This is a genomic window from Corynebacterium pyruviciproducens ATCC BAA-1742, from assembly GCF_000411375.1.
GTDB lineage: Bacteria > Actinomycetota > Actinomycetes > Mycobacteriales > Mycobacteriaceae > Corynebacterium > Corynebacterium pyruviciproducens.
Window position 1 is genome coordinate 494,512 of the sequence record NZ_KE150446.1, and the last position, 18,452, is coordinate 512,963.

An 18,452-nucleotide genomic window follows, 5' to 3' on the forward strand; every position below is an offset into this window, starting at 1 on the left:
GGTGGCCCCGTGCCTGCAGTCATAGGTGGTGGCCCCGTGCCTGCAGTCATAGGCGGCGGCCCCGTACGGCGGTCAGACCGCCGGAGTGATCGTCAGGTGAGCGAGCTTTAGGTGCCGCCGCTGCAACCGGAACCTCCAGCAATAAGAAAACGCCCGGGGTTACCCGGGCGAGTTCGCGGCGCTCTAACGCGTTTAGCTCAGCTTCTCCAGCTTCTTGGAGAGCTTCTTCTCTGCCTTGTTGGCGGCCTTCTCGGCCTTGTTGCTTAGCTTGCTGGCGCGCTTGTCGGCCTTCTTAGCAAGCTTGCGAGCGGACTTCTTACCGCTCTTGGTAGCATCCTCGGCACGCTTTTGTGCCTCCAAGGCGGCTTCCTCGGCACGCTTCTGCGCCTTGTCGGCTGCCTTGACGATGCGCTTCTTGGCAATCTTGGCGTTCTTCTTGGCGGTGGACAGCCAATCATCCTTGTTGTCCTCCACGTAGTCGGTCACCTCGTTCCACGCGTCGGACAGCTTGTCGCCAGCCGTGGACAGGAAACCTGCAGTCGCGGTGCCCGCGGTGGCGGCACCCTTGGCAATGTTGTCCTTGGCGTTGGTGGCACCCTCGACGATGGTGTCGCGGATCTCTTCCTGCTCGCTCTTGCCCGGCAGGGCCTGCTGCACAGCCTTGTTGGCGCGACGGCCTGCATCCTTTGCACGCCATGCGAGCCCCGGCTTTCCCTCGGTATCGAGCGAGGTGAGGACGAGGCCGCCGAGGAGCGCGAGGTTGGTGAGCAGGCCGTTCTTGCGCTGCTCCTTCTGCTGATCATCGTCGGTATTCCAGAACGCGTTGCGGGCGTAGATGGTGGGGATAGAGACTGCAGCCAGGGTGGCGGCAGCGAGCCTCGGAACCTTGCCAATAGCCAGCAGCGAGCCGGCGCCAACGCGCGTGCCTGCGGCTGCCTGGGTGACCATCGTTGCATCCGTGGGTACGTACCCCTTGTACTGGGAGGGGAGAACGGCGCGGGCGCTATCCAGAACGCTCTTGGTTCCCTCGACATACTCTTCCGGGTTGCTGAGAGTCTTGACGCCGTCTGCAACGTACACCGCTGCAATCATCGGCCGGATAATCTTCCGGATCATAAGTTAAACGCTCCTTTATACGTTCGTTCTCAAGTGCTGTATTAAGTCTAGCGTAACGGGGAGGCCTACCAACCCCGCTCCCGCCATTCAGCAAGGTGCGGCCGTTCCGCGCCGAGGGTAGTGGGCTTGCCGTGACCTGGGTGGACGATGGCATCGTCGGGGTACACCTCAAAGAGGCGCTCGGTGACATCAGTGAGCAGCTGCTGGAAATCCTTCGGGTTAGTGGTTTTGCCCACGCCTCCTGGAAACAGGCTGTCGCCCACAAAGAGGTGGGTGACACCGTCGATGCTGGCGGCGATGGCCGCGCCGCCAGGGGTGTGCCCCCTGAGGATTGAAACAGGCAAGTGGTGACCCTCGAAATCGAGCGTATCGCCGTGGCCTAGCTCGTGATCGACGGGGCGGGGGAGCGCCGGTGCATCGAGCGCCGAGGCGTAGTGGGTCGCGCCGGTCGCATCGAGGATCTCCCCCAGGGCGCCCACGTGGTCGTGGTGCCGGTGGGTGGTAAGGACGGCGGTGATGGTGCAGCCTGCGGAGGCCGCGAGGGAGAGGAGGGATGGCGCATCGGCCGCGGCGTCGACAAGCAAAGCCTTGTCGCCCTCCGCAAGGAGGTAGCAGTTGTTGTCCATCGAGGACACGGAAATGTGGTGCAAACGTAAAGCCATACGACCCACAGTAGCGATGACGAGGAATGTCGGTGGGCCGCTGGCCTGTCACAATTAGCAAACGTGCCTGTTCGCTGGTATGTTCGAGACGGTAATCGTGTGCCTTAAACACAGTGGATGAAGGAGTGTTCAGTGGCTGATCGGCTGATTGTTCGCGGGGCGAGGGAGAATAACCTCAAGGGAATAAACGTAGACATCCCGCGCGACGAGCTTGTGGTATTCACTGGGCTTTCCGGCTCCGGCAAATCATCGCTTGCCTTTGACACCATCTTTGCCGAGGGGCAGCGGCGGTACGTGGAGAGCCTGTCCAGCTACGCGCGCATGTTCTTGGGGCAGATGGATAAGCCGGACGTCGACTTCATCGAGGGGCTTTCACCGGCCGTGTCCATCGACCAGAAATCCACCAACCGCAACCCGCGATCGACGGTGGGAACCATCACCGAGATTTACGACTACCTGCGCCTGTTGTACTCCCGTGCGGGCACGCCACACTGCCCGGAGTGTGATGCCCCGATCTCCAAGCAGACGCCGCAGCAGATCGTTGACCAGATCTTGGAGCAGCCCGAGAGAGCAAAGTTCCAGATCCTCGCGCCCGTGGTGAAAACCCGCAAGGGCGAGCACGTCGACCTTTTTGAAAGCCTCGCTGCGCAGGGCTTTTCCCGCGTCATCGTTGACGGTGAGATGCACCAGCTGTCCGACCCGCCGAAGCTGAAGAAGCAGATCAAGCACGATATCGACGTGGTTGTTGACCGCTTGCAGGTGAAAGAATCGCAAAAGCAGCGCCTCACCGATTCCGTGGAGCAGGCACTTTCGCTTGCCGACGGCATCGTGGTAGCCGACTTCATTGATTCCGGGGAACAACTTACTTTTTCCGAGAAGATGGCCTGCCCCAACGGGCACCACATTAACGTGGAGGACCTTGAGCCGCGAGCATTCTCCTTCAACTCGCCATACGGCGCCTGCCCCACGTGCGACGGGCTGGGATTCCGGCAGGAAGTGGACATCGACCTGCTCATTCCCAACCCAGACGCGCCGGTCAACGAGGCCGTCCATCCGTGGAGCTCCTCCCCGAACAGCTCCTATTTCCGGGCTCTCATTAGGGGGCTCGGCGTGGCACTCGGTTTCGACCCCGAGCAGCCCTACAGTGAGCTGACCAAGAAGCAGCAGCGCGCGCTCGTCTACGGCTCCAAGGAAAAGGTGTCCGTGCGGTACAAGAGCCGGTACGGCAGGATGCGCAGCTGGACCGCCCCGTTCGAGGGCGCGGCGAACTTCGTGCAGCGCAAGGTGGAGCAGGCGGGCACCGAAAGCTCCAAGGACAGGCTCCTCGCCTACATGCGCGAGGTTCCGTGCCCCGCCTGCCACGGCACCCGTCTGCGCGACGAAATACTTGCCGTGCGGCTTGCCTCCCACGAGCACGGCGAACAGTCCATCGCCGGGCTGACCCAGCTGTCCATCGACGATGAGCTCGACTTCATCCGCGACCTCGACCTCGGCGCCAGGGAGCGCAAGATTGCCGAGGCGATCCTGCGTGAGATCGATGCCCGTCTCAAGTTCCTCCAGGATGTGGGGCTCAATTACCTCACGCTGTCCCGCTCTGCGGGGACTCTGTCCGGCGGCGAGGCGCAGCGCATTAGGCTCGCCACCCAAATCGGTTCCGGGCTGGCAGGCGTGCTGTACGTGCTCGACGAGCCGTCCATCGGCCTCCACCAGCGCGACAACCACCGGCTCATCGAGACGCTCAAGCGCCTGCGGGATATTGGCAACACCCTCATCGTGGTGGAGCACGATGAGGACACGATCCGCGAGGCGAACTACGTGGTGGACATCGGACCGCGCGCCGGCGTGCACGGCGGCGAGGTGGTCTACCAGGGTGACCCGGCGGGGCTTTTGGAGTGTGAGGAATCCCTCACCGGCCAGTACCTTTCGGGCAAAAAGATACTGCCGGTGCCGGACACGCGGCGTCCCGTGGATGAGAAGAACATGATTCATGTGGTCAAGGCCGAGGAGAACAACCTCAAGGGGATCAACGTCGATTTTCCCAAGGGCGTTCTCACGTGCGTCACCGGCGTCAGTGGCTCCGGCAAATCGACGCTGGTGAACCAGATTCTGGCCAAGACCCTGCAGAACAAGCTCAACCGTGCCCGCCAGGTGCCGGGCCACGTGAAAGACGTAACGGGCCTGGACAACCTGGACAAGCTTGTTCAGGTGGATCAGTCGCCCATTGGGCGCACCCCGCGCTCCAACCCCGCGACGTACACAGGGGTCTTTGACAAGGTGCGCAAACTGTTCGCCGAGACCAACGAGGCGAAGGTGCGTGGCTACAAGCCAGGGCGCTTCTCCTTCAACGTCAAGGGCGGCCGGTGCGAGGCGTGCCAGGGCGACGGGACGCTCAAGATTGAGATGAACTTCCTGCCGGACGTGTACGTTCCCTGCGAGGTATGTCACGGCGCGCGGTACAACCGCGAGACGCTCGAGGTGAAGTACAAAGGCAAGAACATCGCCGAGGTGCTCGACATGCCGATTTCTGAGGCGGCCGAGTTCTTCAAGAACATCACCTCCATCCACCGCTACCTCAACACTCTGGACGAGGTGGGCCTTGGCTACGTCAAGCTGGGGCAGGCGGCGACAACTCTGTCGGGCGGTGAGGCGCAGCGCGTTAAGCTCGCCTCCGAGCTGCAGAAGAGGTCGATGGGGCGCACCGTGTACATCCTGGACGAGCCCACAACCGGCCTGCACTTTGACGATATTTCCAAGCTCATGCTTGTGATCAACGGGCTGGTGGACAAGGGCAATACCGTCATCGTCATTGAGCACAACCTCGATGTGATCAAGGCTGCAGACTGGATTATTGATATGGGGCCCGAAGGTGGCTCCGGTGGTGGCCAGGTTGTAGCCCAGGGAACACCCGAAGAAGTGGCGCAGGTGGAAGGTTCGTACACCGGTTTGTACCTGAAGGACATGCTCGCCAGCGCGGGCAAGAACGGAAAGTAAAAGCGGCCGAGCCAGTTGTGCTAGCGAGGCGCGCTCTGCGAGCTGCCGTTACCCTGTGGGATGAGCTCGGCCACACGCGTGGCAAGCCAATCATCGGCAAAGTCGGTGCCGGTGCGGTCACCCACCATGAAGTGATCATCGAAGTAGGAGATGTGGGCGAAGCCAAAGTCGCCGGCCACCCCCATCGACTCGACGAGGTTGGCGTTGGCTGGGTCGCGGAGCAGAGGCACCAGGCCGGTGTTTGCGGCGATGATGGCGAGCAGGTTTTCCGCGTCGCGTCTTGTTGACACCGCCCGTGCATCGCTGAACTGACGGAACGGGCGCTCGGCGGTGAACACAAGGTTGAAAGACTCTGCGACAAGGGAAATTGTCGCGGCGGCCACGGGGGAGATTTGTTCAACCCCGGATACCAGGCCTTGTGCTGCGGGGACGAGGTACTCGGCGGAGTTTCCCTTGGCGGCAAGGCCAGGTAGCGCCGAGATGAGTGACAGCGCGACGAGCTGGACGAAGTTGAGGTCCGGGCGCGTGTGGCTATCCACAATCTTGAGGTAGGCCCCTACCTCCACAATGGCGGAGATCAGGCTGAGCACGCCGAGCCACGTGAAGTCCGCATTGGCCAGCGCCTTGTCCAGCGGCACACCCGCCTCTAGCTGTTCTTTTATGTATGCGATCGTCTCGATTGTCTGCCTATCGCTGGGGCCTGGCCATTCGACGCGGTTGGCGTAGTCGGCTAGATCGCGGATGAGGGAGCCCTCCGGGATGGAACACGCCATGTCATCGCTGTTGCACAGCGAAATGACCTTGCCCTCCAGCCCGGCAAAGCCCACTGGGCGTGGCCCGGTCATCCCGACCCGGCTGGGGAGGACACCCGAGTTACCGCCGACGATGATTTCCCCGTTGGCTCCGGGCACCCCGGCGTTGCGCGCGGCCAGGTCTGCCCGCTCCTTGGGCGGGTTGGGTACCACCGGTGCGCGACCAGGATCGGCCACGAGGACGACACCGGCGATGGAATCTGTGGTGACGTGAGCGACGTGGCCTGCGGCAACCTCTCCGGCGGCGTTGCCGATGACGGAGGCACCCTGCGAGTAACCGACGAGGACAAACTTTGTTGCGGGGCAGCCAGCGGCCACTCGTGACATCTCGTCGGTGGCGGTAGTGGCTCCCGCGAGGACGGATTCGCCGTAGGTGGTGTCCTCGGTGCCGGCAGGGTTCGCGGTGAAGGCGCTGATGCGTCCAAGGCTTGCGGGGTAGGCGACGTTATAGCCACCGACGTTGCGGGCACCGAAGCGCCGCTGCAACGCATCTGCCGGGTTCCAGCCGTCCACATATAACGGGATGGGCTGCGTGGATTGCGATCTGCTGGAGTAGCCGGTTCCAGCCGCCTGGATGGCGTACACAGGAGTGCACAGCGGATTGGCTGATGCAGTAGCTGGGGTAACCACTGCGGTGAGCGGTGCTATCATGCCCAGCGACAGCACCGTGGCGGTGAGACGGCGAAACATGGTGTTCATATTATCTGCTGGAACACCCTTCCACGTGGCAGAGCTGGTGAACCCTGTCACCTGGCACTGGGACGTTCCCCGCGTCTTTCGCAGTCTCCTTGCGATGTCCAAGCCGCGGATCTCGCGCACTAGTGTGAGCGTGGTCCGAGCGTTTGATCCTAGTACCGTCTATGCGCGATACTGACGTTTCGCGCATAGGCTACATTGGTGCACCGCGCACACGGTACATAGGTGCACCGCGCATAGGCTGCATGCGTGCGCCGCCGATATGTTACAGCGGTGCACCGCGCACAATTTTGGTATTTGGAGCGGTGTGTGTTATATTGCAACAGCTACCGCGTTAACGGCGGTGTACATCAAGTGGAGATCCCTCCCACCAGATGCCGCCCGGAGAAAACCGGGAAGGATAATGGTTCTCACTCTTGCCTTCGGGTTGAGAGCGTACGGATCTCCCACGTGCTGGAAACAGCAGGTGGGATTTTTTGTATGGGGAAAGCGCTTGACTGTCCATCAGAGTACTATGCGCGGTCGAAGTAAACCGTAAATAATTTCTGTGAATTGAGGAGTCCACATCAGCGCTGAAGCTCGCATCAATGAGCGAATCCGAGTTCCCGAGGTCCGTCTCATCGGACCTAGTGGTGAGCAGGTTGGCATCGTTAAAGTTAAGGATGCTCAACGGCTCGCGTACGATGCCGACCTTGATCTGGTCGAAGTCGCACCCAAGGCTAAGCCTCCCGTGTGCAAGATCATGGACTACGGGAAATACAAGTATGAGCAGGCACAGAAAGCTCGCGAGGCTCGGAAGAACCAGCAGCAGACTGTGGTCAAAGAGCAGAAGCTTCGTCCCAAGATCGATGATCACGATTACGAGACGAAGAAGGGCAATGTCGTCCGGTTCCTGGAGAAGGGCTCCAAGGTAAAGGTGACCATTATGTTCCGCGGTAGGGAGCAGTCCCGCCCGGAGCTTGGCTACCGTCTCCTGGAGCGTCTCTCGGAGGACGTCAAGGACTACGGCGTTGTCGAGTCCCGCCCAAAGCAGGACGGTCGCAATATGACGATGGTTCTCGGACCTGTCCGTAAGGGCAAGAAGTAAACCATCTGCAAGCAGATCTTTTAAGAAGTAAGGACTTATCCCATGAAGCAGAAGACCCACAAGGGCATGGCTAAGCGTGTGAAGATTTCTGGCAAGGGCAAGCTCCGCCGCGAGCGTGCTGGCCGTCGCCACCTCCTTGAGAGCAAGCCTTCGAAGCGTACGCGTCGTCTCAAGGGCACCGTTGACGTTGCCTCCGCAGACGTGAAGCGCGTCAAGCGCCTTCTTGGCAAGGCCTAAGTCGCCTCGCCCATAGTCCGACCTACCAAGCTATAAACCGAAGGAAGTTATCAAGATGGCACGTGTGAAGCGTTCAGTAAACGCCAAGAAGAAGCGTCGCGAAATTCTTAAGTCCGCCAAGGGCTACCGTGGCCAGCGTTCCCGCCTGTACCGTAAGGCCAAGGAGCAGTGGCTGCACTCTATGACCTACGCTTACCGCGATCGTCGTAAGCGTAAGAGCCAGTTCCGTCGCCTGTGGATTACCCGTATCAACGCCGCTGCGCGTATGAACGGCATTACGTACAACCGTCTCATCCAGGGCCTGCGCCTTGCTGAGATCGAGGTTGACCGCAAGATCCTCGCCGAGCTGGCTGTGAACGATTTCGCCGCTTTCTCCGCGATCTGCGAGGCTGCCAAGAACGCCCTCCCCGAGGACGTCAACGCCCCGAAGAACGCTGCGTAGTAAGCGAGATTGAGCTTCAAGCACTAAGCCACCCGAGTTTCCCACCTGGGACCCGGGTGGCTTGTGCATACAGCACACCCAATCGGATCGAGGTGGCACTGAAACACCACGGGTACGGTACACCACAGGTACATCACTGGTGCACCAGCGCGAGCTCTGGTGTGTAGCCCCGCGGGGAAAACTTGTCTCGCACCGCATCGACCCTGTGGGGGAGGATCCCCAGCAGCCTGTGTGCCCCCTCGCATCTTGTGCAATAACTCCGCTGCCTGCGTTGCAACCCCCGCAGCCGAATTCCTCTGACACTCGGCGGACGATGCACTGTACATACCGGCCCCACGTGCTTGCTCTACGCGCGGGGTCTGACCAGCCGGGCGCTACGTTCCCGGCGCTACATGTCGGCCGCTACCGGATCGCATACGGCGTGCGTGAGAAGAAGGCGTGGCGAAAACCCACGGGTGGAACTTAGGGGACGAGGAAGAATCCTTGGGCTGGTGCGATTTCGATGTCGACGGGCGGGTCACAGACATAATCGCCATCGGAGTACACCGGCGCGCCGGTGAGCTCAATGCGGACGTGCTTAGCGTGGTAGGTGAACACCCCGTCCTGGCTGGAGAACTCGCCCTTGAATACCTTGGGAAAAGTCCTCAGCGCGCGGGGAATGCTCATCCCGTTGATGACGGTGATATCGAGCAGCCCATCCGTGTGATCAGCATGAGGGCTGATTTTCATCCCGCCGCCGTAGGAGCTCGTGTTGCCCACAGCGACTGTGGTGAACGAATCCTGCTCCAGCACGGTGGTGTGGTCGAGTGTAACGGTCGCCGGGTAGCCGTGGAAGCTCGGGATCTCCATGAGTACGGCAACCACGTACCGGGGCGTTCCCGTGGGCCAGGACAGCCGATTCGAGCGGTCATTGACCCGTGAATCGAAGCCGCAACACGTGATGGTGGCGAAATATTCGCTAGCCCCATCAGCGGTGGTATGGATGCCGATGTCGGTGTGCTGGGCCTTGCCGTTGAGGATGACGCGGGCCGCGCGCGCAGGATTACGGGGAATACCGTAGTGGTGTGCGAAATCGTTGCCCGTGCCTGCGGGGACGATGCCCATCGGCTTATCACTTCCGGCCTGTACCTGCAGGACGTGGTTTATCAGACCGTCGCCACCAGCGATAACGATTGCATCGACGTGCGGGTCTTTGAGCATCCACGACGCGATGTTGCGAGTGGATTCTGGGTCCAGGCCTGTGGCAGATGTGACGTTGACACCGTGGCGCATGAACTCTGCCGCAGCAATGGCAGACACGTCTTGCGAGCTGTTTCCCGCCACAGGGTTCGTGATGAGACCCACGCGCTTGATGGTTCGCTGCTCAGGTGTGTACACGTTGCGATTGGCTGTCACAAGGGGCCTTTCTAATTTACCTCTCTTATGTGAGGGGCGTCCGTTCGCCTGCCACTGTGGCGGATTATACCGGCGGAGAAGTAGTCCGCGTGCGTGGACGTACGTATCGTTTCATTCTGCACCCATAGTGAAAGGGGATTCCTGGCGGTTACGCTGGCAGTGACGGTAACGCCCCGGTGGCGTACGGGCAGCAACGATGCGCCGTCAAGCTGAGGAATCCTCCAAGGCGGGGCACCAGCCAACCTCGTGTGGCACCGCTGCGTCGAGCTCGTGCTCGGTCACCTCGCGCGTTGTCCCTGCCGGGTGGCCTGCCGCCAACTCTTTTCCGCCCGGCGCTCACACCGTGTACCTGCTGCCAGCTCTTCATCACATCGTCCTTACCTCGTCATTACCTGCTCATTGCCTTGCCGTCACCACGTCGCTCTGCTCTTCTTCCTGTTGGGAACCAGTTTCGGGAACTAGGGTTTCGCCACCGCTTGTGGGCACCTAGCCCCTGCACAGACGGTTCGGTTCCTTCCCAGGTGCAAGCAGCCGGTGGCGGATTTTCGCGGTCTTGCTGGACGCTAGAATAGGAAACACATGAAAACGTGTTAATCCGCTCTGAGCGCTCGCTGATCAAGAAACGAAAGAGAAGTAATGTCATCGCTGTATAACCCCGACGACTTCGACCGCGATGGGATGCCAAAGAAGCATCGCACTGCACCAAGGCCTGAACCGCCCCGCTTTGGCGAGAACCCCACTACGTCGGCCCCGCAACCCAATGGGCCCCAGTGGCAGCAATCAGCGAACCCGCAGTGGTCCACCACCCCCGCGCCTTTTTCCAATCTGGGAGCAGGACAGCAGGCGTATTACGCCGCAGGTGGGATGAGCCCAGTAAGCGATAGGAGTTGGATCATCGCTCTTCTGTTGCTCGTATTTTTAGGCGGGTTCGGCATCCATAACTTCTACATGGGGAAGATGAACTATGGCATCGGGCAGTTGGTTCTTAACCTCGCCGGTTGGGGGCTGTTCTTCAGCATTCTTGGGATTCCCGTTGCTCTACTCAGCTGGGGGCTGTTGAGCGTGTGGCTCCTCGTAGAGTTCATTCTTATCGTGGTGAAGGGCGGTACCGATGGGCAGGGGAGGCCGATGCGTCCATGAGCAACAACGGCAAGGGAGGCGGATTCCGTGCCCGCTCGTCCAGGCAGAACGATTCCCACCCACGCGTGACAGGAGAGGCCCACGAGGAAGCGGGGCATACTCACAACCCGGGTGGACGAGTGAGCGGAGAACCGGGGCGACGAGATCGCAAGTCCGCTCGCGGAACCGGAGGCCACGGCCACCCGCACGGGCGCGCACAACACGGTCCGCGTAGGGAACGGCCCTCAACCAAGCCCCAACGCGGCCGGCGTGGGGAAGGGGTCCACGAGGAAATCCGGGCTGAACAGAAAGAAGAATCGGTGGACGGGGAACAGATTTTCACCGAACGCACCCCACGGGTTGTCAACGCGGCGAAGCTGAAGCGGACCGCCGCGCGGCGCAAGACGCAGCGGTTCCTCGTGGAAGGGGAAAACTGTGTCGAAGCAGCCGTGGCGACGGGTGCGGCCACAGATATCTTCGTTACCAAGTCTGCCGCCGCGCGCTTTGCGGACATCCTCGAGGCCGGGCAGGCGATGGGGACGTTTATCCACCTCATTGATGCGAAGGCCGCCCGCAGCCTGCAAGATACAGTCACCTCGACCGGGATCTTTGCCGTGTGTAGGGACGTATTGTGGTCCGCTCGGGAGGTAATGAAAGGTCGCCCCACGCTCATGTGCGTGCCGGTTGAAACAAACGAGCCGGGCAACGCTGGCACCCTCATCAGGGTTGCCGATGCGATGGGGGCGGATGCCGTCCTCTTTGCCGGCGACACCGTTGACCCCCAATCGGGAAAGGCGGCGCGGAGCTCCGCAGGCTCGCTGTTCCACATTCCCGTGGCGCGCGAGCGCAACATCATGAAGGTGTTGAGCATGCTGCGGGCGGAGGGGCTAGCTATTGTGGCCACCGCCGCCGACGGCGAAGTTGACTTGACGGAGGCGGAGGAGCTGCTCGCGCAACCTACCGCGTGGTTGTTTGGCAATGAGGCCCACGGTCTCCCCGAGGAGCTGCAGCAGGCGGCCGATGTGCGTGTTCGCATCCCGATCCGGGGGAGGGCCGAATCTCTCAATTTGGCCACGGCCGCCTCCATTTGCCTCTTCGAATCGTCAAAGTACCAAGTCAAGGCGACGGAGTCCGAGGGGCACCCGGATGACGGAGAACCCGGCACGGGTGAAAGCACCCCGGCAGATCTCACAGCAGAAAGTGGCGCAGGTGCCGGTACGGATGGAGAGGACCGGCCTGAAACTACCGACGAGGACTAATTTCACCGGGCTGTAATGAGGTTTGGGCTCATGCAGGAGGGCTAAGAGGACGACAGCGATGAAAACTGCGCGGCCTCCTGCCGTGTCCCGCCCGGCGGACCCAGGGCGCGCGGGCGAGCCGTCAAGGGTGGGCGTGTTGCTATCCTCGCCACCCGGTGACGTGCGCAGTGGTCCGGTATCGGGCATGTGTCAGGAGTGCGCGCTCAGTTCACGCCCTGCCCTTAGCACTGTCCGTCCATCCGCCTGGCTAGCGCGTATCACCTGCGAGGAGTGGGTGAATGAGACCATGTGGAGGGAGGCCGTGGAGTCGGTGGTGATGGGGAAGTAGCCTGCGCTGCCACGGGAGCAGCTGCCGAGGCGAGTACGTGCCGCTTACGTGCCGTGCCGCGGAACGCCTACCAAGTGGGACCAAATGGGAACTTTCTGCACCGCTCGACTACATTATTACCTTACAAAGGCAACCGAGATGCGAGTGCGCCCGCAGCTATGATGCCGAGTCCACACAGGGACATCACGTGCGGGTGAAGCCGACGTGGGTAACCGCAGTGGGCTGTTCGTCGTGGCGCAGGCACCTGGCAGTTAGCGTGGCCTGGTGGACGCGTGGCGACTGAGTGGAGGCGAGGCCTCCTCGGCACGGTGCGTGCCCGCGACTAACGACAATGTGTAGGCAAAAGAGGAAAAGCAACAGTGAGCGAAGTGGAGATCACCGAACAGGAAATGAACGATGCCAGGGATGCGGCGATCGCTGCCTTTGATGCGGCGACCTCTTTGGAAGATCTGGCCACCGCCCGCCACGAGCATCTCGGCGACCAGGCCCCCATCCCGCAGGCGCGCCGCGCACTTGGTTCCTTGCCCAAGGACCAGCGCAAGGACGCCGGCAAGCTCGTGAACATGGCGCGGGGGGCCGTCGAAAAGCGGTACGCGCAAGCCAAGCGTGAGCTAGAGGAAAAGCGCAACGCGGAGGTGCTGGTTGCCGAGCGTGAGGACGTCACCGTCGCCACGACGCGTCGGCAGGCCGGAGCAATGCACCCCATCACCACTCTCAGCGAGGAAGTCGCGGATATCTTCGTTTCCATGGGGTGGGAGATCGCCGAGGGGCCCGAGGTGGAGGCCGAATACTTCAACTTTGATGCCCTCAACTTCCTCCCAGACCACCCCGCCCGCACGCTGCAGGACACGTTCCATGTGGGGCCCGAAGACTCCAAACAGGTGCTGCGTACCCACACCTCACCGGTGCAGGTGCGCACGCTCCTCTCGCGTGACCTGCCCGTCTACATCGCTTGCCCCGGCAGGGTGTTCCGCACCGATGAGCTTGATGCCACCCACACCCCGGTGTTCCACCAGGTGGAAGGGCTTGCTGTGGATAAGGGGCTGACGATGGCCCACCTCAAGGGCACGCTCGACCACCTGGCCAAGCGGCTGTTTGGTGAGGGAACCACCACGCGCATGCGCACGAACTACTTCCCATTCACCGAGCCGTCCGCCGAGGTGGACGTGTGGTTCCCCAACAAGAAGGGCGGCGCCGGCTGGATCGAGTGGGGCGGTTGCGGCATGGTGAACCCCAACGTTCTCCGCGCGGCCGGCATTGACCCGGAGGAGTACTCCGGCTTCGCGTTCGGCATGGGGCTCGAACGCACGTTGCAGTTCCGCAACGGCCTGAGCGATATGCGCGACATGGTGGAAGGCGATATTCGCTTCACAGCACCGTTCGGCGTGCGCGCCTAACAGCGCGCTCGCGGGGCCGGCTGCGCTACACCGCACCCGGTACCGCACACAGACACACGTACCTGTTAATAGTTATTTTGAAAGAAGCCATTTCGCATCATGCTTATTTCTAAAGGGTGGGTCACCCGCCTCCTCCGCGCCAGCAATCCCGATAATTCGCAGTGGTCCGTCAGCGACGAGGAGCTCGACTCCGGTTACGTCCGCGTCGGCTTTGAAACGGAGGGCTACGAGCCCATCGAGGAAACCACAGGCCCGCTCGTTTTCGGCCGCGTGGAGAACATCGAGGAGCTCACCGGATTTAAGAAGCCGATCCGCAACTGCAAGGTCAACGTGGGCGACGCCAACGGCACCGGCGAGCTGCAGAACATCATCTGCGGCGCGCGCAACTTCAAAGAGGGCGACCTTGTTGTGATCTCGCTGCCGGGAACTGTCCTGCCGGGCGGGTTCACTATCTCCGCGCGCAAGACGTACTCTCACATCTCCGAGGGGATGATCTGCTCTGCGGCTGAGCTTGGCCTTACCGCAGCCCAGAACAAGGGCATCATCACGCTTCCCGAGGGATTCGGTGAGCCCGGGGAGCCGGCGGCGGACAAGCTCGGGCTCGCGGAGACCGTGTTCGATGTCAACATCACCCCGGACCGCGGCTACGCGCTTTCTGCCCGCGGGCTCACCCGCGAGCTGGCCAGCGCGTTCAACCTCAACTTTGTGGATCCGGCTGTGCACCCCGAGGTAGCAGGGCTCGAGTTGCCGGAGATTCCTGCACCAACCGGCTCGGCCCCGATTGAGATCACGATTGATCCGGAGACGCAGACCCGTCGCTTTGGCCTGCGCCACGTGCGTGGCATCGACCCGAACGCGGAATCCCCCTACTGGCTGCAGCGAGAGCTCATGCTCTCCGGGCTGCGCCCCGTCAACGCCCCGACGGACGTGACCAACTACGTCATGCTGCTGCTCGGGTTGCCTATGCATGCCTTTGACGCGGACAAGATCGCCGGTGGCCTGACCATCCGCAACGCCCACAAGGGCGAGGAGTTCACCGCCATTGATCACTCCGCGCACAAGTTGCACGAGGAAGACGTGGTCATCTGCGATGACAACCGCGCGCAGTCGCTCGCCGGCGTCATGGGTGGCACCACCTCGGAGATCGAGGATGCCGTGACCACTAACGTGTTCTTCGAGGCCGCGGTGTGGGAGCCGGTCCGAGTTGCTCGCACCTCCCGGCGCCGCAAGATTTCCTCCGATGCCTCCAGGCGCTACGAGCGCGGCGTGGACTCCGCGCTCGTGGAGGTCGCCCTCGATGTCGCCTGTGCCCTCCTGGTGAAGATCGCCGGGGGAGAGGCCACCGACGAGAGGTTCCTCTACGGCGAGCCCGACGTTCCCGCGTCCATCACCATGGACGTGAGCTACCCGGGCCGCGTCGCGGGCTACGAATACGATTCAAACGCCGTGGTCAGCCGCCTTGAGGAGATCGGTGCCCAGGTGGACCGTAGCGGCGATACCCTCACCGTCACCCCGCCGACGTGGCGTGGCGATTTGCGGGAGAAGTGCGACCTGGTGGAGGAGGTCACCAGGCTCGAAGGCCTGGACAAGATCCCGTCGCTCATCCCGCAGGCTCCTGCCGGCGATGGTCTCAGCGCCTCCCAGCTGCGCCGCCGCCACATCACCCACGCCCTGGCGTACAGCGGGTACGTGGAGATTCTTCCCACCCCGTTCATCGCCACCGACACCTTTGACACGTGGGGCCTTGCTGCCGACGACGAGCGTCGCAATGTGGTCACGGTGCAAAACCCGCTGGAATCAGACCATTCTGTGCTCGGCACGACGCTTCTGCCGTCCATGCTCGACGCGGTGCGGCGCAACGTTGTCCGCGGCGCGACCGATCTCTCGCTCTACGGCGTGGAGCAGGTGGCGATCAACCACGGCGACGGGAAATCGCCGATGCCCGATACCTCCGCCCGTCCGAGTGACGAAGAAGTCTCCGCATTGCGCGCCACCCTTCCGCACCAGCCGCTCTACGTGGCCACGGTCGGCGTGGGCAATGTCGACTTCGCCGGCCCGTGGGGTGAGGGACGCGCCTACACCTTTGCGGACGCCATCGAATCCGCCCGCGTTGTTGCCAGGGCTGCGGACGTGCAGATCACCTTGGAAAACGCCGAGTACCTGCCCTGGCATCCGGGGCGTTGCGCGGCGATCCGCGTTGATGGTGAGGTCGTGGGCCACGCCGGTGAGCTGCACCCGCAGGTTCTGGAAAAACTCGGTTTGCCGGCCCGCACGTGCGCGATGGAGATGAACATCTCCGCGCTCCCGTTCGAGCCCTCAGCACCGGCACCCGTGCTCTCCGCGTTCCCCACGAACCTGCAGGATATTGCGCTCGTGGTGGACGAGGACGTGCCCGCCGAGGCCGTGCGCGCCACCGTCCAGGAGGGCGTCGGCGAGCTGGCAGAGAAGGTGGAGCTTTTCGATATCTACCGCTCCGAGGCTTTGGGGGAGAACAAAAAGTCGCTGGCGTTTGCTGTGACGTTCCGTGCTCCTGATCGCACGCTTACCGACGACGAGGCCTCCGTGGCGCGCCACGCTGCCGTCGACCTCGCCGTCGAGCGCTTCGGCGCAGTGTTGCGTGGCGAGTAGCCCCCAACCACAGCCAACGCCAACGGCGTGGCTGGACGTGTACCCGATGAAGCCGGATCCGTGGAATCTTCCACGGGTCCGGTTTCTGCTTCCCTGTTCATTGGCAGATTGAGCGCCCCCGAATTCACCCGTGGCGCTAGTGGCGCAGCCGATGAACTATCCAAGCTGCGGTGTGTAGCCCAGATCTCAGGTGTAAGTCGAAATAACAACTGCCGGAGGTGTTACCGTAATTACACACCATACTTTTATAAGAAAGCGAGATTAAAGTGTCCGATTACGTTTCAGCGGTTGCCCCGCCCGGGATTATTGACGTTGCCCAAAAGGGGCTGAAGGGTAAGGCGACCAAGGGGGTCGGCGCTACGTTTATCTCAGCGATGTTCGCCGGCGCCATGATCGCCATGGGCTTTGTGTTCTTCACCACCGTCAACACGGGGATGGGGGACATGCCGTTTGGCATCACCAAGCTGCTTGGTGGCGTCGTGTTCTCCTGCGGCCTGGGAATGGTAGTGATTACCGGCGCCGATCTGTTCACCTCCACGAGCATGACCACGTTGTTGGCCGTTGAACATAAGCTCAGCGCCTCGCGCCTCCTGTCCCACTGGGCCGTGGTGTACCTGGGCAACCTGTGCGGTTCGCTTCTTGTCGCGGTGGGGCTTCTTGCCGCTGGCACGGGCACCCAGGCGGGCGGTGCCTGGGGCGCTGTTATCCTCAAAACGGCCACGGCGAAGGTGAGCCACGGCTGGTTTGAGGCGCTGGTCCTGGGCATCTTCTGCAACATCATGGTCTGCCTCGCCGTGTGGCTCTCCTTTGCCGGACGGAGCCTGACCGATAAGATCGTCGCCGTGACGCTGCCGATCGCATTGTTCGTGGGTTCTGGTTTCGAGCACTCCGTGGCGAACATGTTCATGATTCCGTTTGGCCTCATTCTCAAGGCGCAGGGCAATCCGGATATCCTCGCTGCCACCAACGGTTTGGACATGTCGAATCTCACCATGGGCGGTTTCCTATGGGATAACCTGCTGCCCGTCACCATCGGCAACATCATCGGTGGTTCCATCGTCGCACTGGGGATGCTGGCTATGAACCCGAACCGGCCGTCCCTCCAGGCTGCCAAATCAGAGGCAAAGTAAGCCGGCAGCGCGAATGCCGGCACATCCGCATGGCGGCTGGCCCGTATGCGGGCCAGCGGGCAACTCACTAAGCCGGGATATCGTTGGTAACTCCGGCCGCCACGGCGGTCCGAGTGGGGTGTGCCTGTAAGGCGGTCTACGGTGTGCCTACCGCAACGCCCCATCTGGGCACCCCGCGCGGATCGGGGAGACAGCCTGGACGAGAGGGGACAGGTACACCAAACTGAAAACTTGGGGTTGTTCCCCGGGCCGGCACATCGGTGCGAGGCGCGGGGATCGCGTTGAATTTTCGCCCATTTCGCGGCTCATGCTCGACTACACTCTCCGCGGCGGTGTCTGTTACACTGTGGATAGTATGCTACGTAATGTATGAAACCGTCATGGTTTGTTATACAATCGTGTGAAATCTATAGCCGTTTGTGGTCCCACACACTGGGACCGTGGAGAAAAGGAATCAGAACACCGCCGATGTCTAATCCTGTTTCACGTACCGCGCGCCAAGCGCGGATCCTAGAAATCCTGGGCAAATCCAGGGTGTCTAGCCAGGTGCAGCTATCTGAGCTGCTTCTGGAAGACGGAATTGATATCACCCAAGCAACACTGTCACGCGACCTCGACGAGCTTGGGGCGAAGAAAATCCGCCCGGATAACGGGCGGGCGTTTTATGCTGTCGGACCGATGGAAACGGATCTCAGTACGTCTCCTCACGGCCCGCGTGAAAAGCTCCGACGGATGCTCGACGAGATGCTCGTCAGCGTCGACCACTCGGGTAGCATCGCCATGCTGCGCACTCCGCCAGGAGCCGCTCAGTACCTGGCTAGCTTCATCGATAGAGTAGGCCTCAACGAGGTGGTTGGCTGTATCGCAGGTGATGACACCATCTTTGTTCTCGCCCGCGAGCCGCTCTCCGGCGCGGACTTGGGAGATATTTTTCTCAAGCGATAGCCGGGATCTGTGGACCACCCCGGCGCGGGCCGGTGCAAAGGGCAGCTCACCTGCGCGGCTACAATCGCCCACTGGTTCGGCCGTGCGTGTCCGCGTGGCGGCTCATGGCAGCTCGCACACATGGCTACAGTGTTTCAGAGAGCCGTGGGACCACTAAGTCCAGGCGGAAATCCGAGCTCAATAGACGCCCGCTCGCGGCGAAATCCCT

14 protein-coding genes are annotated in these 18,452 nt (G+C 61.8%); 10 read left to right on the forward strand and 4 right to left on the reverse strand.

Annotated features, from left to right (window positions below; translation table 11 throughout):
• Positions 1-192: 192 nt before the first annotated feature.
• A complete protein-coding gene (locus HMPREF1219_RS02195) occupies positions 193-1,116 on the reverse strand; it encodes a DoxX family protein (RefSeq protein ID WP_016457383.1) in 924 nt (307 codons plus the stop codon).
• A gap of 65 nt (positions 1,117-1,181) precedes the next feature.
• Positions 1,182-1,778: an MBL fold metallo-hydrolase gene (locus HMPREF1219_RS02200; protein WP_016457384.1), complete on the reverse strand. Its 597-nt coding sequence runs from the start codon at positions 1,776-1,778 to the stop codon at positions 1,182-1,184.
• 117 nt (positions 1,779-1,895) lie between these two features.
• Between HMPREF1219_RS02200 and uvrA the strand changes: the two genes are divergently transcribed.
• Positions 1,896-4,769: an excinuclease ABC subunit UvrA gene (uvrA, locus tag HMPREF1219_RS02205; RefSeq protein WP_211212599.1), complete on the forward strand. Its 2,874-nt coding sequence runs from the start codon at positions 1,896-1,898 to the stop codon at positions 4,767-4,769.
• 20 nt (positions 4,770-4,789) lie between these two features.
• On the opposite strand, the gene HMPREF1219_RS02210 is transcribed toward uvrA, so the two are convergent.
• Positions 4,790-6,280: a cutinase family protein gene (locus HMPREF1219_RS02210; protein WP_016457386.1), complete on the reverse strand. Its 1,491-nt coding sequence runs from the start codon at positions 6,278-6,280 to the stop codon at positions 4,790-4,792.
• Between the two features lie 562 nt (positions 6,281-6,842).
• Here HMPREF1219_RS02210 and infC point away from each other — a divergent pair.
• The 3 genes from infC to rplT are packed head-to-tail and all read left to right on the forward strand — an operon-like array spanning position 6,843 to position 8,043.
• On the forward strand, positions 6,843-7,364 hold the full coding sequence (gene infC / locus HMPREF1219_RS02215) for a translation initiation factor IF-3 (protein ID WP_084594627.1): 522 nt from the start codon (positions 6,843-6,845) through the stop codon (positions 7,362-7,364).
• 42 nt (positions 7,365-7,406) lie between these two features.
• Entirely contained in the window at positions 7,407-7,601 is a 195-nt protein-coding gene (gene rpmI, locus HMPREF1219_RS02220) for a 50S ribosomal protein L35 (protein ID WP_016457388.1), read from the forward strand.
• Positions 7,602-7,656: 55 nt separating this feature from the next.
• Positions 7,657-8,043, forward strand: coding sequence for a 50S ribosomal protein L20 (gene rplT / locus HMPREF1219_RS02225; protein ID WP_005392403.1), 387 nt, complete (start codon positions 7,657-7,659; stop codon positions 8,041-8,043).
• A gap of 462 nt (positions 8,044-8,505) precedes the next feature.
• On the opposite strand, the gene HMPREF1219_RS02230 is transcribed toward rplT, so the two are convergent.
• The gene (locus HMPREF1219_RS02230; protein WP_016457389.1) at positions 8,506-9,438 is read right to left on the reverse strand and encodes a diacylglycerol kinase family protein; all 933 of its coding nucleotides are present in this window, start codon (positions 9,436-9,438) and stop codon (positions 8,506-8,508) included.
• 636 nt (positions 9,439-10,074) lie between these two features.
• Between HMPREF1219_RS02230 and HMPREF1219_RS13170 the strand changes: the two genes are divergently transcribed.
• The 6 genes from HMPREF1219_RS13170 to HMPREF1219_RS02260 all read left to right on the forward strand — a co-directional run bounded on the left by HMPREF1219_RS13170 (position 10,075) and on the right by HMPREF1219_RS02260 (position 18,244).
• Entirely contained in the window at positions 10,075-10,578 is a 504-nt protein-coding gene (locus HMPREF1219_RS13170; protein WP_016457390.1) for an NINE protein, read from the forward strand.
• Positions 10,579-10,877: 299 nt separating this feature from the next.
• Positions 10,878-11,816 (forward strand): TrmH family RNA methyltransferase, encoded by a 939-nt coding sequence (locus tag HMPREF1219_RS13175; protein WP_016457391.1) that lies wholly within the window; start codon positions 10,878-10,880, stop codon positions 11,814-11,816.
• 717 nt (positions 11,817-12,533) lie between these two features.
• Entirely contained in the window at positions 12,534-13,541 is a 1,008-nt protein-coding gene (gene pheS, locus HMPREF1219_RS02245; RefSeq protein WP_180805418.1) for a phenylalanine--tRNA ligase subunit alpha, read from the forward strand.
• A gap of 99 nt (positions 13,542-13,640) precedes the next feature.
• Positions 13,641-16,169 carry a phenylalanine--tRNA ligase subunit beta gene (gene pheT / locus HMPREF1219_RS02250; protein ID WP_016457393.1) on the forward strand — a complete coding sequence of 843 codons (2,529 nt, stop codon included), beginning with the start codon at positions 13,641-13,643 and terminating at the stop codon, positions 16,167-16,169.
• A gap of 266 nt (positions 16,170-16,435) precedes the next feature.
• On the forward strand, positions 16,436-17,299 hold the full coding sequence (locus HMPREF1219_RS02255) for a formate transporter FocA (protein ID WP_016457394.1): 864 nt from the start codon (positions 16,436-16,438) through the stop codon (positions 17,297-17,299).
• 468 nt (positions 17,300-17,767) lie between these two features.
• Complete coding sequence (locus HMPREF1219_RS02260; protein WP_016457395.1) at positions 17,768-18,244, forward strand: arginine repressor; 477 nt, start codon at positions 17,768-17,770, stop codon at positions 18,242-18,244.
• Positions 18,245-18,452 lie beyond the last annotated feature (208 nt).

What these genes read in the sequence shown, in the direction of transcription:
- HMPREF1219_RS02195 (WP_016457383.1), bottom strand. Translation starts at nt 1,116, where the DNA reads ATGATCCGGAAGATTATCCGGCCGATGATTGCAGCGGTGTACGTTGCA.
- HMPREF1219_RS02200 (WP_016457384.1), bottom strand. Translation starts at nt 1,778, where the DNA reads ATGGCTTTACGTTTGCACCACATTTCCGTGTCCTCGATGGACAACAAC.
- uvrA (WP_211212599.1), top strand. Translation starts at nt 1,896, where the DNA reads ATGAAGGAGTGTTCAGTGGCTGATCGGCTGATTGTTCGCGGGGCGAGG.
- HMPREF1219_RS02210 (WP_016457386.1), bottom strand. Translation starts at nt 6,280, where the DNA reads ATGAACACCATGTTTCGCCGTCTCACCGCCACGGTGCTGTCGCTGGGC.
- rpmI (WP_016457388.1), top strand. Translation starts at nt 7,407, where the DNA reads ATGAAGCAGAAGACCCACAAGGGCATGGCTAAGCGTGTGAAGATTTCT.
- rplT (WP_005392403.1), top strand. Translation starts at nt 7,657, where the DNA reads ATGGCACGTGTGAAGCGTTCAGTAAACGCCAAGAAGAAGCGTCGCGAA.
- HMPREF1219_RS13170 (WP_016457390.1), top strand. Translation starts at nt 10,075, where the DNA reads ATGTCATCGCTGTATAACCCCGACGACTTCGACCGCGATGGGATGCCA.
- pheS (WP_180805418.1), top strand. Translation starts at nt 12,534, where the DNA reads ATGAACGATGCCAGGGATGCGGCGATCGCTGCCTTTGATGCGGCGACC.
- pheT (WP_016457393.1), top strand. Translation starts at nt 13,641, where the DNA reads ATGCTTATTTCTAAAGGGTGGGTCACCCGCCTCCTCCGCGCCAGCAAT.
- HMPREF1219_RS02260 (WP_016457395.1), top strand. Translation starts at nt 17,768, where the DNA reads ATGTCTAATCCTGTTTCACGTACCGCGCGCCAAGCGCGGATCCTAGAA.